The organism is Nitrospira sp. SG-bin1 (genome assembly GCA_002083365.1).
Lineage (GTDB): Bacteria > Nitrospirota > Nitrospiria > Nitrospirales > Nitrospiraceae > Nitrospira_D.
This window is the reverse complement of the sequence record LVWS01000015.1, coordinates 12,918-28,654: the sequence shown is the minus strand read 5'-3', so window position 1 is coordinate 28,654 and position 15,737 is coordinate 12,918. Positions and strand designations below refer to the sequence as shown.

At 56.1% G+C, this 15,737-nt stretch carries 19 protein-coding genes; 17 read left to right on the top strand and 2 right to left on the bottom strand.

The genetic code is table 11. The annotated features are described in order from the left end of the window. Window positions 1-298: 298 nt before the first annotated feature. Window positions 299-661 (top strand): histidine kinase, encoded by a 363-nt coding sequence (locus A4E19_15680; GenBank protein OQW35897.1) that lies wholly within the window; start codon window positions 299-301, stop codon window positions 659-661. 346 nt (window positions 662-1,007) lie between these two features. Here A4E19_15680 and A4E19_15675 read toward each other — a convergent pair whose 3' ends face one another. Both A4E19_15675 and A4E19_15670 read right to left on the bottom strand, forming a co-directional pair. Then, entirely contained in the window at window positions 1,008-1,862 is an 855-nt protein-coding gene (locus A4E19_15675; protein ID OQW35896.1) for a hypothetical protein, read from the bottom strand. Between the two features lie 23 nt (window positions 1,863-1,885). Next, entirely contained in the window at window positions 1,886-3,637 is a 1,752-nt protein-coding gene (locus A4E19_15670; protein ID OQW35895.1) for a hypothetical protein, read from the bottom strand. Window positions 3,638-3,804: 167 nt separating this feature from the next. Here A4E19_15670 and A4E19_15665 point away from each other — a divergent pair, with 167 nt between their 5' ends. From A4E19_15665 to A4E19_15590, 16 genes are all read left to right on the top strand, one after another. Next, window positions 3,805-4,227, top strand: coding sequence for a hypothetical protein (locus A4E19_15665; GenBank protein OQW35894.1), 423 nt, complete (start codon window positions 3,805-3,807; stop codon window positions 4,225-4,227). 71 nt (window positions 4,228-4,298) lie between these two features. Further along, complete coding sequence (locus A4E19_15660) at window positions 4,299-5,063, top strand: hypothetical protein (protein OQW35893.1); 765 nt, start codon at window positions 4,299-4,301, stop codon at window positions 5,061-5,063. Between the two features lie 196 nt (window positions 5,064-5,259). Next, entirely contained in the window at window positions 5,260-5,862 is a 603-nt protein-coding gene (locus A4E19_15655) for a hypothetical protein (protein ID OQW35892.1), read from the top strand. A gap of 13 nt (window positions 5,863-5,875) precedes the next feature. Continuing rightward, on the top strand, window positions 5,876-6,619 hold the full coding sequence (locus A4E19_15650; GenBank protein OQW35891.1) for a hypothetical protein: 744 nt from the start codon (window positions 5,876-5,878) through the stop codon (window positions 6,617-6,619). A gap of 94 nt (window positions 6,620-6,713) precedes the next feature. Further along, window positions 6,714-7,028 carry a hypothetical protein gene (locus tag A4E19_15645; protein ID OQW35890.1) on the top strand — a complete coding sequence of 105 codons (315 nt, stop codon included), beginning with the start codon at window positions 6,714-6,716 and terminating at the stop codon, window positions 7,026-7,028. A 27-nt stretch (window positions 7,029-7,055) separates the two neighbouring features. After that, window positions 7,056-7,256 carry a hypothetical protein gene (locus A4E19_15640; GenBank protein OQW35889.1) on the top strand — a complete coding sequence of 67 codons (201 nt, stop codon included), beginning with the start codon at window positions 7,056-7,058 and terminating at the stop codon, window positions 7,254-7,256. 52 nt (window positions 7,257-7,308) lie between these two features. Then, window positions 7,309-8,406, top strand: a complete 1,098-nt coding sequence (locus A4E19_15635; GenBank protein OQW35888.1) for a hypothetical protein — start codon at window positions 7,309-7,311, stop codon at window positions 8,404-8,406. A 3-nt stretch (window positions 8,407-8,409) separates the two neighbouring features. Next, entirely contained in the window at window positions 8,410-9,237 is an 828-nt protein-coding gene (locus tag A4E19_15630) for a hypothetical protein (GenBank protein ID OQW35887.1), read from the top strand. 76 nt (window positions 9,238-9,313) lie between these two features. Further along, window positions 9,314-9,625: a hypothetical protein gene (locus A4E19_15625; protein OQW35886.1), complete on the top strand. Its 312-nt coding sequence runs from the start codon at window positions 9,314-9,316 to the stop codon at window positions 9,623-9,625. After that, window positions 9,609-10,520 carry a hypothetical protein gene (locus tag A4E19_15620; GenBank protein OQW35885.1) on the top strand — a complete coding sequence of 304 codons (912 nt, stop codon included), beginning with the start codon at window positions 9,609-9,611 and terminating at the stop codon, window positions 10,518-10,520. The genes A4E19_15625 and A4E19_15620 overlap by 17 nt, the downstream gene beginning before the upstream one ends. Window positions 10,521-10,539: 19 nt before the next feature. Beyond that, entirely contained in the window at window positions 10,540-11,625 is a 1,086-nt protein-coding gene (locus tag A4E19_15615; protein OQW35884.1) for a hypothetical protein, read from the top strand. A 109-nt stretch (window positions 11,626-11,734) separates the two neighbouring features. Then, window positions 11,735-11,980, top strand: coding sequence for a hypothetical protein (locus A4E19_15610; GenBank protein ID OQW35883.1), 246 nt, complete (start codon window positions 11,735-11,737; stop codon window positions 11,978-11,980). A gap of 8 nt (window positions 11,981-11,988) precedes the next feature. Beyond that, the gene (locus A4E19_15605; protein ID OQW35882.1) at window positions 11,989-12,894 is read left to right on the top strand and encodes a hypothetical protein; all 906 of its coding nucleotides are present in this window, start codon (window positions 11,989-11,991) and stop codon (window positions 12,892-12,894) included. Continuing rightward, complete coding sequence (locus A4E19_15600) at window positions 12,891-13,949, top strand: hypothetical protein (protein OQW35881.1); 1,059 nt, start codon at window positions 12,891-12,893, stop codon at window positions 13,947-13,949. The genes A4E19_15605 and A4E19_15600 overlap by 4 nt, the downstream gene beginning before the upstream one ends. Then, window positions 13,918-14,877 (top strand): hypothetical protein, encoded by a 960-nt coding sequence (locus tag A4E19_15595; protein OQW35880.1) that lies wholly within the window; start codon window positions 13,918-13,920, stop codon window positions 14,875-14,877. The genes A4E19_15600 and A4E19_15595 overlap by 32 nt, the downstream gene beginning before the upstream one ends. Beyond that, window positions 14,874-15,719, top strand: a complete 846-nt coding sequence (locus tag A4E19_15590) for a hypothetical protein (GenBank protein OQW35879.1) — start codon at window positions 14,874-14,876, stop codon at window positions 15,717-15,719. Before A4E19_15595 ends, A4E19_15590 begins: the two co-directional genes overlap by 4 nt. The last annotated feature ends 18 nt before the right edge of the window (window positions 15,720-15,737 follow it).

The following is a 15,737-nucleotide window of genomic DNA, read 5'->3' as shown; positions in this document are numbered from 1 at the left end:
CTTGTAACAAAAATCAAAAACTTGGTCAAACGATATTGTCCCTAGGAGATCAAAATAGGCTCGTGCTTATCAGAACTGTATGCCCTTACATTCATTCAGACATTAAATCTGTATGCTTTTACCTTCATTCGCAAAAAGGAAGTCGTTACGCTGCGCACATGAGGTCTGCCCCTGTCATGAGCAAATGAGGCCGATTGGACTCATCCTCAATTCACCGCTTGCACCTAGCTCAGAAATCATTTTCTTTCTAGACTGTCTTAAGGGCACCAGGTAAGATCAGAAAAAATCAGTAGAGCATATGGCTACCATACTCGTTATTGATGATGAACAATCTATTCGAGGACTGCTGAAAGAGGTCCTTGTCAAGGCAGGGCACCGCGTGCTTGAAGCAGAAGACGGCCGTAAGGGACTCACGCTCTACCAGAAGGAGCCCGTCGATCTCGTGATCATGGACCTGTTGATGCCCGAAACGGACGGTCTGGAAGCGACGCTTCAGCTGACCCGCGAATATCTCGATGCCAAAGTGATCGCCATCACGGGAGCGCAAGGCGATCACAACTTCCTGGACGTCGCCAAACTGTTCGGCGCTCGGCGCGCCTTTGAAAAGCCCTTCGACATTAATAAGCTCCTAGAGGCGGTGAAGGAAGAACTCGCCGCCTAGGTGTAAGCACCTCCTCTCTCTTACTCCCAACCATGACTCAAGATATGTTGACCCACGCACTCGCGCTTTGAGAAGATCGCTCATGGGCAGCGAGGCATCTCGGAAGGTTATACTTTTCACAGGGGTCAAGCTACAGCGTGAGTTCCTCTGGGCCTTACTAGCCGGCATCTCTATCGCTCCCATGCTTCCGTTAAGCAATTTTGTGGGACACTCAAGTCTTTTGCCGCAACCGCTACAGAACCGCGGCATGTTATATGGTTATCGTGGGTAACGGTTCACAAACGCTTCAACAGATTCCCCAAGCCTTCATAGACAGACCTTCCGCTGGAATAAAGAACCACGCCCGTCATGGGCGCGCACTCAACGCCTTCCGTGCAAGCCCTCGCATCATCACCGGATCACTGTATCCCACTTGACTGAGCGCGTCCATCAAGTGCAGGCCCTTCGAGGAGACCAAGTCCTTCGCCTTGTCGTAGTTCTTTGCGCTGAACCGCGCCACCGCGGGCTGACCGTTCACGATCTGGCAGGCCAACACTTCGCCGTTCACCTCGAGCGTGCCACCTTGTTCAATAAGCGCTTTTGCCTGAGCCATTGTGATGCCGTGCAGTTGGGCAAACTCATCTAGCCCCCCGGTTTCGACAAGCCGACCATCCGGCATGATGCAGAGCCGCTTGAAATGCGGAGACCAGTCCTTTCGGAAATCGATGTATGTGATGTCACCGCCCTTGGCGACGGCCCGATCCAACGTTCGGTAATCCAATCCCAGATTTTTCTGCTTGAGTTTGGCTTTCAGCTCGTCGGGTAGTGTCCTATGAAAGACCTCCAACGCCGCATCGAGCAGAGGCACTGATTTGGTCCGAGCCAACTGCTCCGCTTCTGTGAATTGCATCAAGTCCAACGTCCAGGTTTGTTTGGGCGCGTGCCCCGAAAGATCAATCCAACAGGCCAATAATCCTCGCGCGAAAATACCACCGACTTCCGGATACACATAGGTTCCTCCTTCTGTCAGCAAGGCCGTCATCCTCTCAAGCGGCACGTCGTAACTTTCTGCAAGGATCTTCGCGTGTATCGGGAGATCCTCCGCTTCCGTCATCGCACAGACGGTGACATTGCCCGGAGCGTCGAACTCGGAATAGTCTTCGACGATGTTATAGAGCACCGTCCGCTTCTGCTTCTCGGCTTTTTTCTTGATCTTGAACATAGCTACCTCACGGTCATCGAGCCTCACAAACCGGGCCGCAGATGATAGTACGGCGGCAAGGTTTGCAAGCGTCGATCTTCAACCGGCCCACCGATCGTAAAGTGATAGAGGGATTGAATAGCCAAATTCTGAATCCCGACGATCTCGTGGACCGGATCATCGAAAAAGCAGCCGATTCCCGTCGCCCGTACTCCGGCGGCTTCGGCTTCCAGATATAAGACTTGCCCGAGCAATCCCGCTTCCCAAAACATCCGTGGATACCACCAGGCACCGCGATCCCGCAAGGTACCCTCGAATTCCGCCACCATGCCGAACGAGAAGGCGCTGTCGCCTGCAATGTCTTGATGGCAACTCACCTGTACCGCCAGTTTTTTCGCATCACCCTCCAGGAGCCAATAGAGCGGCAACCCTTCGGGACAGCCTGGAGCGACAGTCCAGACCAATTCAGGATTCATGGCTTGCTGAATGAACGACAGCTTCTTGCTGTCGCGGACGAGAACATACAATCCGGGCGTGAGCCCCTCCACACGATGAACAAAAATCATGAGATGAATCGCCGGATCATAGGGCCAGACATCCCACGGCATCGGCCGTTCCAACTGCGGACCTTCGGCTCGCGGCATGACACGCAGCATCATCTGAAAGAACATCGCGGCAGAAATCGACGTCTTGCCGTCGAACGCCACAGCGCTCCGCCGCTGATGGATGATGTGGCCAGCCGACGGACGAAGATCGCTCCTTGTTCGTAAAGTGTGAGGCCTATCTGGTGAAGGAGAGGACTTGCGGAGAAGCTTGATCATCAGTTGATCGGTCTGTTTTTTCCATGAAGCTTCCGCTGCTTCATCGATGATGTCCCAATGGACGCCATGCTCTTGGCTCAATCGATTGGCCTTTCCATGCCAACTTGCGGCAACTAATTCTTCCACAATGGTCCGATCAAGAGACAACGGCATCTCCGAATGCGCGCGCTTTACACGCAACGCTTCACGCTTCACATTTTCAGATGGCCAGACGACCGCCAGACAGTCGGGATGCTCGAGTTCAGCCTCACCAAAATCTTTTTTGCGATCTGTTCCGAGCAACATGGCCACTGTGTCCTGATCCACTCCGTCCAACAAAACCATGTCCCAGCCGAGCGTCGCCGCGGCGATTCGTGCCGTTCCGATTGCATGCCCGACATCGTGATTGCAGTAGCGGAACGCTCGCTCACCGTATTTCCACGCTTCCCGCCAATGGACCGACGTGAGTCCAAAGAGAAAGGCATCTGAAGGATAAGGTTCCAGGAGACGTTTAAGGGCATCTGCACGAAACTCTGCCCGCAACTCTACTCCATGCTCTTTGGGTGCATAGTGATAGAGTCCCGGTGTCAGGTCGAGCCCTTCAATCTTCGGTAAGACCACGTAGCCTTCCGTCGGATGCAGATTGCCGGACGATGGATTACTCCTCAACGCCCACTCTGACTCTCCAGCTTTTTTCCAGGCCGACAAAGCCAAGGCATATTCAAAGAACCGAGAAAGGCTTCGTACATTCACAGGCTGAGCCATAACTGCTCCCTGTTGATACATCGCCTCATAGGTCGGCGAGAGCGGTTCTTCATCAGGTTTGAGCACTAAAAGTGGTGTAAGCTCAGCACCTTCGAACCGCCGGAACGGATCAGGCTGGTTCACCCAATCCAGAAACCCCAGCGAGCGGGCATAGCGGTTGAAATGGTGCTTCGTCTGAACGTGGTAGTAGATGATGCGATCGACAGCATCGCGTGTAACGGGTTTAGGCATTGTACCGGGAATTGGGCTTTCAGTGCTCATCTCACGATACGTGCAGTCTACAGAGCCTCTTAGCACAATGTAAATCTATGGCCTGAGCAAGACACATTGACCTCCATTCCTCTACCCCAGTATCCTCCTCGTTGTTTGTATACTGACTGCACGAGATACGAGGTTCTATGCGCTTTGATCCTGCTCTTGCCGCTCAAGAGGCTTTTCACGAAGCCGAAACTGAGCTCGGCCCGGACTGGGATACGGCTGTTGAGCTGGAAGACACATTTTCCTCCAATGCCGGTGCGACCGCGCGCGAAGCCTATGAGGGTTTGCTGGCCCTTGCTCGGCATTATCCCAACGCCCATTCTTTTCAGGCATTCTGCATTTACATCACCTGGCAACAGGTCACGGAGGAGACGATCGCGCGCCACTTCGAAACTGGTCTGAAATTGTCTGAAGCCTATCTCGCCTCTCAAGGAGGTAAGAATCCACGGGATATCGAGTGCATCACTGAGCTCCACGGTTCGTTCCGAGCTGGTTTAGGCCTGGAGGAACAGGACGAGCTGCAGGTGGAATATAAACGCGACACGCCGAAGGGCGGAGATTGATTAAACCAGGACAGATGTCGAGTGGTAAGAGCTGCGTTGGATTACTCTGAAAGCCGACTCCTTATAGGGTCATGAGCGAGGATCATAAACATCGCGCCAGGATTTTTCTCCATCGCGGAGATCTGGTCCAGGCTCTCGCCGCCTGGGAATCGGCGGCAGCCGACGATCGACTGGCCGGCAGTCAGCAAGCGCTGTCGGATTCGCTTGGGAACCTCGGCAACACCTGCGCGCTCATGGGCGACATCGCCCGCGCTGAACTGTGCTATCGGGAGGTGCTCCAGATTCAACGGACCGAACGCAATCTCACCGCGGTGGCTCACACCTTGGTCAATCTCGGCAATCTGCACATTGCCTCCGATCATCCGGAGAAAGCCCGCCCTTATTATCTCGAAGCCATGGATCTTCTGCGTCAATTACAAGACCACCGTGGACTCGGCATTCTCTACAACAACCTCGCATTGCAAGAGGGCCGTGATGGCCTGTGGGATCAAGCCGTGGCCTCATTCCAACAAGCCCTCGAGCATCACCGAACGGTCGGGAACGAAGAAGGGCTCGCCGTCACCTATAGCCAGCTCGGCAAGTGCTATCTCGATCAGGGAGATCTCACCAGAGCAGAGCGCTGCTTGAACAACGCCTCGGAGCATTACATCAAACTCGGGAACGAACCGGCTGAGGCCGCGGTACTCCGCCTCCTGGCAACGGTGTACGAAACTCGCCAGGATACGGTCTCCGCTCTGCGATGCCTCGCGCGAGTGGTCGCGCTCGACGAACGATATGCATTGCCTGAGCTTCAAACCGACACCGTCCACCTCTCCCGGCTCAATCCATCCGTCTGACCCTCTCACCAGCAGACTTTGTGCACTTCGACCATTGTTATCCCCCGTCTGATATTTTTTGACTTCCCATCAACTCGACCCGGGCGAGTTCCTGGACAGAATTCCATCCTCTGCTACCTTTGAATCGTCACACCTGAACCCCTGTTGATCAAGTTTTACCGCACAGCAACCGACAGGATATTGACGTGGAGACGGCATGGCTTGGTTCGCTCGAACGGTCACAACGGTAATCCTCGGGTTGATCATGGAAGCCTCCGTCACGCATGCCTCTGATGTCTCGCCCACGATCACGGTCGGCACGCAAGAGGTTGGACTCACCGCCGGTTATCTGTTCTCGCACCGGCTCACCGATCTCCATACGACCAAACAACATGGGCCGGCACTGATGCCATCATGGATGATCACGCTGACCGACCCGGTGGGCGACGGTTGGTATCGAGGGCAGGTCTCGCTCGGCGCGGAGATGGTCTACCTTGAGTTCCGAGAACCGATCGTGACGCATGGCATCGGATTCACGCCAAGAATCAAGTACACCTTCGTGGCATTGGGTCGGCTTCGCCCCTATGCGGAATTCACCGGCGGACCGTTTTGGACGGATCTCGGGGGTCGCATCCGGGAACAAGCCAATGAATTCAACTTCATTTTGTCGGGTGGCGTGGGGGTGTCATGGTTTGTCACGCCGCAACTCGCGGTCAATGCAGGTTATCGCTTCCATCACATTTCCAACGCCGGTACGGCCTTTCCGAATCTCGGACTGAATGCGAGTCTGCCCTTTGCAGGATTTTCATTCTATTTCTGAGGAGACGGCAATCATGACGATGAACATACTTAGATGGTCGGTCTTGAGTCTTGCAGGGTTCGCCCTGTGCGGCACGATGGGATGCACAAGATGGATCGACGTCAAACCGTCCTCAACCGATCCCAGAGAAGTCACGACACACTCGCTTCCCGACGATGAGCGCGTCCCGCTCGTGACGAATTCGTTTCACCTCTCAAGAAACGAGGCAGTCCAATACCCCTCCGCCGACCTCGAACGAAGGATCTTAGGCAGCCTTCGAGAAACCAATCTCTTTTCGGCATTGCTGCCCCTGGGAGAAAAGTCCGACTCTCTCGGCGACAAGGTCGTCTCCGCGCGCATCACCGTCGAGGAACATATTCAGCCTCACTCCTGGCTCTCGGCATTCAAAGGGATTGTCATCGGAGGTTCCATGTTCCTCCTCTCCCCCTTCATCGACCTGGAATATGGCTATGCGGCAACGGTCGCCCTCGAGCTGGAACGCTGGGACGGCCATGTCAAACGATATGCATCGACCTCATCCGGTGCGGTCCATTATAAATTGTTCGGCGCTACCCCGGTCATGATCGATGAGCTGAAGGGACATGTGACGGAAGCTTGCCTCACCGATCTGGCGGGGCAACTGGTTCGTGACACTACACTCTACATGGCCAGCAGTGCTCCGATGCCGGACGCTGGTATCCGCATGGTAACCGTAAAAGCCAAACGTCCCTCTACACTGTCCACCCGTTCTCTCGTTCCTGTCACGACGACTCCCTAAGCAAACTGGATCGTTCCTCTCACCACCGATCTCGTCTGGCCGATCTGGTCGTTTCAATGGTATAGTACCGTTCACACATCCGGCACGATGATCGATGGACATTGACGCGTTTCGCCAAATGGTCGTGAAGAACCCCAAGGGATTCTTGGGCCGCTATGGACTCGGCCAGAAAATCCTGCAGGAAAACGGCAGCCTCGAAGAAGCGGTCGAGCACCTGACCGTCGCCACACAATTGGATCCGACCCATGCGGCCTCTCATTTGGCGCTAGGGCGTGCGTTGGTCCAACTCGGCAGGAAGGCCGAGGCCAAGTCCATTCTTACCGCGGGGGTCGAAGCCGTGCTTTCCGGGCGCTCCAACGGCGGCAGGGACCTGGTCCCCGAGATGCAAGAGTTACTGCGCTCGCTGTAATGCATCCTTACATAAAGGAGTCTCTCCGTGAATCTCGACGATGCCAGAAAGCGAATCGAATCCGCTGTCACGCAATATGGCCAACATGCCGCTCCCGCCATTGATCTTGTCATGGCGGAAGTTCGTTCTGATTTAGGGGCCGGTGCTTTCAATGAATTGATCGAGGAATTCGACCTCGAGTTGATGTACAACATCACTCCGATGGAATCGGACCACTCCAATAGTTGAAGAGCGTCTATCTCCTCCGCCCTGTACCCATGACGCTCACGCGCTCCAGCCTATGCCGCTGATCTGGGCCGCCATCTCGGGGCATGGATTTGGGCACGCCGCACAAGTCGTGCCGGTTCTCAATGCGCTCCATCGTCTCGTTCCCAACCTTCGCGTACTCCTGCGAACGACCGTCCCTCGCTCCTTTTTCAAAGACCGCCTCGTCCCTCCATGGGATGTGAGCACGGCGAAACAAGATATTGGATGTGTCCAAAATGGCCCGCTGAAGATCGATGTCGAAGCGACCTGGCGTGAGCACCACCGGTTTCATGGCTTTTGGGAAGCGCGGCTTCAGCAGGAAGTAGACGAGATGACGGCCGCCGCCCCTGACGTCGTCCTGGCCGATACCCCGTATTTGGCGATGGCGGCTGGAAAAGCGGCTGGTATTCCCACCGTCGCGCTCGTCAGTTTTACCTGGGACCTGGTCTTATCCGAGTATCTCACGCCATCGTCGATCGATGGTCCGACGATCATCCAGTCGGTTCGAAAAGCCTATGCACAAGCCGATCTCGCCCTGCGAATCACACCTGCTCCTCAAATGGAGAACTTTCACCGTGTCGTCGACATTGGACCGATCGCCGAGCCTGCGCCGTCCGCTCGAGGACGGTTGAGCCGGGTCCTCGGGTTGGCTCCGGGAGAACAAACCGTACTCGTCGGATTCGGGGGTATTCCCCTGGATTCTCTTCCGTTCGACCGATTGGAATCAGTCAGCGGATACCGGTTCCTTTTCGATGGATCCATTCCGCGGGGCAGTAAGCGCTTCATCGCCGTCGCCTCCTTGCCGTTTTCCTTCAAGACCGTAATGGCTTCAGTCGATGTCATCATGACGAAACCGGGCTACGGAACCTTGGTGGAAGCCGTTGCGCTACAAACCCCCATGGTGTACGTACGCCGATATAATTTTGCCGACGAACAGCCGCTGGTGGATTATCTCCATCGATATGGAAGGGGGGTCGAACTCTCCATGAGTGACTTCACACAAGGCCGGTGGGATACGACACTCAAGAAAGCCGGCGAATTACCCGCCCCTCGGACCGCTCCACCTCCACTCACCGGAGCCACTGAAGCGGCGGCTCTCCTTGCTCCATACCTGGACCATCATCGAGGATAAGGTGTGCGCGTCCTAATCCTCTGCATCAGAATCTTTGATCGTATCAGCACCGGCATCATGACCTTACTGTTTCGCATTCAGCAGCTTCTGACCGGTGTGCTCCCTGCCTTAGCGACTCCCGAAGAATTGACCCGGTTACTTCAGGCCCACTATGGACACACCTATCATGATGCGCCATCTCAATACCCAGAACTCTCCCCTATCTGGGCGCTCGAACCATGGGAAGAGAACGTATTGGCCCACCACATGAGCGGTTCTGGCACAGTGTTGGTACTCGGAACCGGTGTGGGACGGGAGTCCATCGCCATTGCTTTACAAGGTTATCGCGTGCTGGGTCTCGAATTGCATTTCGGCGCCCTGCACTGGGCAGTTCAGCGGGCGAAGGCACGTGGCGCGCGGGTCTGGTTCGTCCAAGGTAGTTTTTTGGCTATTCCGGTGACATCCGCGAGTATCGACTACATCTTGTTCCCCAGCGTCATGTACAGTGCCATCCCGGGAAGATCGGCACGACAAACGTGGTTGCGAAGTCTGCGCATCTTCCTCAAACCGCAGGGGCGAGCTATTTTGAACTTCATGGTAGTGCGTGAACCCGAAACAACCGTCCAACGACTGACACACGGCTTGGCTACGCGCATCATGAAATTGCCGGGAGCCAATTCGAATTACCAGCCCGGCGATACCTGTGCCCAAGGCCACTTCTTGCATCTCTTCACCACAGAAGAGGAACTCCGGTCAGAGATCGTCGAAACCGGCGCGACCATTCATGCTGTCAGCTGGCACAGTGGATTCGTGGTTCTCAGCTGGCCGACTTCCGCCGCTGCCGGCCACTGATGCCTTGTCTCGCTTCCGCGAGGATCGTGAAGAAAACCCCTAGAAGGTACACGATATATTTGATATCCTCCCCGCGATGCCACCCTCCTCCGTGTACGCAAAAAGCGACGACTTCGTGCAACGACAGGTTGCGGGCGAATGTATCCTGGTCCCGATCCGCCGCAATCTGACCGAGGCCAACAGCATTTACGTCTTGAATGAAACCGGTGCCGCCTTGTGGTCCTATATCGACGGGACGCGGTCGGTGCTGTCTATCGAAGAGGAAATGGGTCGCGAATACGAGGTAGCGGCGGACCAGCTGCATCGGGACTTCGAGACCTTGTTGACGGACTTGCTGTCGATTCGCGCGATTCAGGAGGTCGCCGTCCACGATGGTTCAGCGACGTAAGCTGGATCAGCTGCCCGACCGCTTCCCCCTCGCCTGCCAATGGGAAGTCACCTGTCGTTGTAATCTCCACTGTGTCATGTGTTACACGGACTGCTTCAATGAACCGGAGCGGATCCGTCAGGAACTTTCGACCGTCGAGCTGCTCCGCATTATGGATGAACTGGCCGAGGCGGGCTGCCTTGAACTATGTGTGACCGGAGGAGAACCGCTCACGCGGCCAGACTTTTTTCAGATCTATGAACGGGCCATTAGTCTCGGATTCTTGGTCACCCTCTTCACCAACGGAACATTGATCACCGAGTCCATCGCCGACCGTTTGGCGGCCCATCCCCCTCATCGAATCGAAATCAGCATGCACGGGCTGACGGAATCCACGTTCGAGCAGGTGACGTTGGGACCAGGCTCATTCCATCGGTGCCAACAAGCCATTGCCTTGCTTCGTGAACGTGGCCTGCCCCTCACCATCAAGTCGACGGCCATGACGCTGAACCGACACGAGATCATCGCCATCAAACGATACGTGGACGAACTCGGTTCGGTCGGATACAAACTCGGTGAGGAGATTCGTCCCGCGATTGACGGCTCCGGCACTCCCTTTCGGTTCGCCCTTCAACCCCAGGATCTCGATGAACTCCATCGGCAAGACGCCCAACTGTGGAGGGAAGCCTGTCAACGTCACCTCCCGGACACAAGTCCCTGCCGTAGCGGGCTGCGTCGATTTCACATCGACGCATACGGCGTTCTCCAACTGTGCTCGGGAAACCGCGCTCAAGGCTACGATCTTCGGAAAGGCTCGTTCCACGAGGGGTTTTATGACTACCTGCCTTCGTTCGGCTGCCGATGGAAACCCGACGTACACTCGAGTCTCCTCCACCCAAGTGTGACCCATGCCTGATGCACGGACACTTCCCGCTATGGCGTACGGTGACTTCAGCCGGCGAGTCCATCTGCGGGCAACAAACTCTCATCAAGTCACGAATGCGCAGTTCGAGTTGACCTACCGATGCAACCTCCATTGCCGCCATTGTTATACGGATCCCTACAACCACCGGCGCTGGATCGCACAGGAACTGTCCCTTCCTGAGATCATTCAATTGATCGACGACATGGCGGAGATGGGCATTCTTTGGCTGAACTTGACGGGAGGAGAGGTGTTTCAGCATCCTCGCTTCTGGGAGATTTACGAGCATGCCTATCGCCGCGGCTTTCTGCTCCAGCTCTATACCAACGGCACCCTGTTCACTGAAGCGATCGTGACGCGACTCCGTTCTCACCCGCCGTTTACCATCGACATTTCCTGCCATTCCGTCATCGAGTCCTCGTTCGACTGGTTCACGCAGGTGCCTGGTTCATTTCGAGCCTTTCGGCGAGGCCTGGAGTTCCTCCGGCAGGCCAATCTGCCGTTTACGCTCAAGACCAAGGGGATGAACTGGAATCGTCGCGAGTTGCCGGCAATCAAACAGTTTGTCGAATCCTTCGGACAGCCGTTCAGCGTCACCACCGCGCTGTCACCCCGTCTTGACGGCGATCTTTCCTCCTTGTCGTACCGAATGACACCGAACGACGTCGCCGGGCTGCAACGGGATATGATGGAGGGGACTTCTTCGGAAGAAGAGTGTCGGACAGCTGCGGAGCTCTTGCAACAACCGGCAGATCGTCTGTACCGCTGTGGCTGCGGCACGAACACCATCCATATCAACGCCCGGGGAGAACTGGGCACCTGCACCTTGCAGTATGAACGACGCTATTCGCTGCGGACCTATTCCCTGCGAGACGCGATCGATCGTCTCTTTCGAGACATCGTATCACTGCATTACACCAGCGACGCACCCTGTCGGACCTGTGAGCTCCAGTCTTTTTGCGATAAAAAGCCGACGGAAGCTCACAGGGAATGTGGAAACCCCGAGGCACCGATCCCCTATGATTGTGACGTGGCGTTGGCACGAGCCGAAGCCGCGACAAACCGGAGATTGCTCCATCCTCTCCGGGCATCTCGATGATGGATCAGGTCCGCCATGCCAGAATGCCAGAAGGATTCTTCATGGCGGTGAACGCAAGATGACTGGCATTTGAAACCGGAGCCGCTCGTTCTACGGGAGGAATCACGTCATGAATGAAAAGAAACCCTATACCCCGCCACAACTGTACGAAGTCCGGTTGGACCAGGAACAAGCCATCCTGGCCACTTGTAGCCTGGCCACCATGGCTCTCTCGGCCGGAGGCAACGCGGGCTGCCGACCCCCGGCCGGCTGTAGCATGTATCCGGGCGCGAATTCGGCCGGCTGTAAACGCTCTGTGTTGCCTGCCACATATATGGGAGTCGTTTGTCATGACTCCGGTCCCCGCGCGTCCTAGGAGATAAGATGGACCTGACTGTCGGCATAGGCGGATACACGATACAGATTCGTGAACCAGCCAATCACCCCCGCCTCACCTGGCCGCTTCGTCCATTCGACGGGTTTCTCTCCCCTTCGACTCCATCCCCGGATATTCGAGTAAACGTGTCGATCGTATCGCCCCTGCCGGATCTTCCATCGGGGAGGCTCCTCTTCGATTCGGCCCATGGCTGCTGGAAACTTCTTGGATCAGACACCGGACTTCTGTTCGAGTCCCTCGATCCCAAAATTCTTCAACCACGGGTTCGGGCACGTATTTCAGATGACTACCGGACAGTGCAAGCATGGATGCTCCCGGACTTGGAAGCAAGCCAAGTGGGATGGCGCCCCATGCAACTTTTCAATCCGCTCATCGAAGTGTGCTTGTTGTCGCGCTTGTCACGTGACGGCGGATTGCTCTTGCATGCAGCAGGCTTGGTCATCGACAGACGGGGTTACGTCTTCACCGGAGCGTCGGGAACCGGAAAATCCACCATCGCGGGATTGTTCGCAACCCAAACCGCCGCTGTCCTCAGTGACGAACGGGTGATCTTACGACGGCATGGGACCGCCTTCTTCTTGTATGGAACTCCTTGGGTCGGCTCCGGTCACTATGCCGAAAATGCTTCAGCCGGGATCACTGGGCTCTTCTGCATCAACCATGGGCAAGAACGGCACTGCCTTTCCCTTCTGAGATCATCCCACGCAACCTCGCTCCTGTTGCAGCAGGCCTTTCTTCCCCATTGGGACCGTACCGGCTTGGAGGCCACGCTCGAATTTTTGGCTTCACTCACGGTACAGATTCCCTGTCATGGCCTTTCGTTTCTCAACCAACCCGATGTCGTCGATTTCGTGCGCGATCATTCGGCGGCGCTCACGCAGACTTCCCGATGAAACGGATTGATGCCGACACGTTCCTCGCTGAGCTATCGTCGAAAGCCAAATGTCGGCGTCAGCCGGACAGCGTGACTTTCGAACTGACCTATGGCTGTAATCTCCGATGCGTCCATTGCTTTAATCCCACCCACCGCGCCTTGCCACAAGAACTCCCTACGAATGAGATTCTCACGATCCTGGACCAACTGGCCGCATTCGGCGTACTCACGATCACATTTACCGGCGGCGAACCAAGCACCAGGCCCGACCTCCGGCGGATTCTGCATCATGCCCGTCGCCTTGGCCTCTTGATTCGACTGCTGACCAATGCCACGCGGGTGACAGCCGAATTGGTGTCGTTGCTTCGAACGGTCCATGTGGAGCAAGTCTGTGTTTCGATCTACGGAGCGACTCCTTCGACCTACGAACGGATGACCGCCGTCCCAGGCTCCTATGCGGCATTTCATCGAGGACTGGGGATGTTGTCTCAGGCCGGTCTTCCTGTGATCGTCCGCATGCCGGTCACCGTGATCAATTTCCACGAGATTCGCCGTTGCCACTCGATCGCGGCAGAATTTGGATTCAAGTTCCAATATTGTTTTGATCTCACGCCGACCGTAACCGGAGACGTAACGCCGCTCCGATATCGTCTGACGCCGGAGGCAAAGATTCGCATCGACCAGGACATGCTGGCGGACTGGGGCCTACCGTCGCCCGAAGGCACCTGTGTCTCTGCAGGCGATTTCATCGAATGTGCCTGCGGCCATACTCGCTTTGCCATCACCCCCTACGGCGAGATGAATCTGTGCACGGCCTTCCCGATTCCCCGGTACAACCTGAGAACCGGGTCCGTCTCGGAAGGATGGGAATTACTCAAGCGCACCGTGGACGAGGCTCGCCCCAATAACCGGTATGAGTGCGCGGCTTGTAACGTTCGTGCCTACTGTCGCCAAGGGCGCAACGATGCATGGCTGGAAACCGGTGATCTGAGCGTTTGTCTTCCACACTACAAACAGTGGGCTGAACTGGAGCATCGGACCCATGGCCTCCTCGACCCTCGACGACCTGCTTGAGGTCTACTCTCACGTCAGCGCGAGAAACCGAACGGTCCTGGCACAATTTGCACTGATCGCCCGGCGATTCCATCAAGAAGGGATTGCCTTCATTGTGCTGAAAGGCGCGGATGTGCTTCCCCGTCTGTACGGCGTGCGGGGAGCACGCCCTCTTTCGGATGTCGACCTGCTGACCCACGAGTCGGATTTACCTGCCATCGATCGACTACTTCGAGACCTGGACTTTACGCAACAGATCGACGGCAACCCTTCCTATGTCTCCTCTGACCGAAGTCTGACGCTCGACCTGACTACGAACATCTGGTATCTCGATGCGCGAGGGTTGGCGGATCTATGGAGCCGTGCACCCACCAGACAGTTCGACGGCACTCCTATTTCTTACCTCGATACAGCGGACCTGCTGATCTATCTCACGGCCTATGCCGTGATTCACCGAGGAGAGCTGTCCGCAGCATTTGTCCAGGACGTGAAATTGCTTATCGAAAAAGAAGCGCCCGCATGGCCTACGGTCGTTGCACGAACGAAGGGCGCCATGCTGCAGGTGCCCCTATTCCATGGTTTGCATCATGTGCGAACGATCATCCCCACCGTCGCCATTCCTGATACCGTCCTGGCCCTCTTGGCTCCGATGAGCTGGAACGAATTGATGTTGACTTGGCTGCTCAGGAAACTCGTGACTCCGACTCCCCTGCCTGAGGTAGGACATCTCCTCTTGTTCTGCACGCAACCTGGTCTGAACAAGTTGGCCTGGCTGAAACAACGTTTTTATCCTTCCTCCGTATTTCTCTCCTACCGATATGGCGCGGCAGCACAGGCCAGGCCTTGGCGAATGAGACTGTTACGTATCCGTCACCTCCTAGGAGCCGCCCTCCTCTTAAGTGGCCGAGTGTTCAAACGACTGACCACACTACGGAGGCCGTGCTCATGATCGCTCGACTCCGTAGCCCGGTGAACGCCTCCACACACTTCTCGGTCGACCAATTACCTGAAACAGTCCAAGAAGCGGCGCTGTGGAATCTCCTGATTCCCATCGTGAAATCCGAGAGCATGACTCCGACACTCCAACTGGGCGATGCGCTCGGGCTGGAACAGGCGGACCATCTCCGGGTCGGCGAGGTCGTGGTGTTCCGATATGATCGTCTGTTGGTCTGCCATCGCATTCACCGCATCGATGGCCATCGGCTGTTCTTGCGCGGGGACGCGAATACCGGGCCCTTCGAAGAAGTTGACAGCCGACGGATCGTCGGCCGAGTCGGTTTTCTCTTACGCCATGGGCAACGCATTGCCGTTTGCCCCTCTAGAAACCCGCAGCGAGTGCGGTCGGATGATTCTCTATGGACTCACCCCTTCCGGTGGGGTGGAGGGCTGGCAAGGCGGCTTGCCCTGCGGTGGGTGAATGCCGTCGCGAGTTTCCCCGGCGCCGAGCGCGTTGTCCTCCACATCCTGCAAAGGTTGATGATCATCGAGATCATGGAGAGAGTGTCACTGAACACCCTCGAAGGCTATGTCCTACGACAGCGCGTTCATTCCGATCGACTTGCCCGTTGCTTACAAGATCTCTCGCCGTTGAATCGCAACAATCTCGTGCTTGTCGTGAGGGCTGGCTTTGCCTATCTGGGAACCTGCACGCTCGATCCGTGGCACATACGCATGCGGCCGCTGCTTCAACGACAGACCACGCGGGTGCTCTTTGACGCGGTTGACCCATTCTCGCCACTCCTCATTCCATCTCGTTCGGACCTGAGCTCAACGACAAGTAGAAAGCAATAGGATTTCCACTTTGTGTCG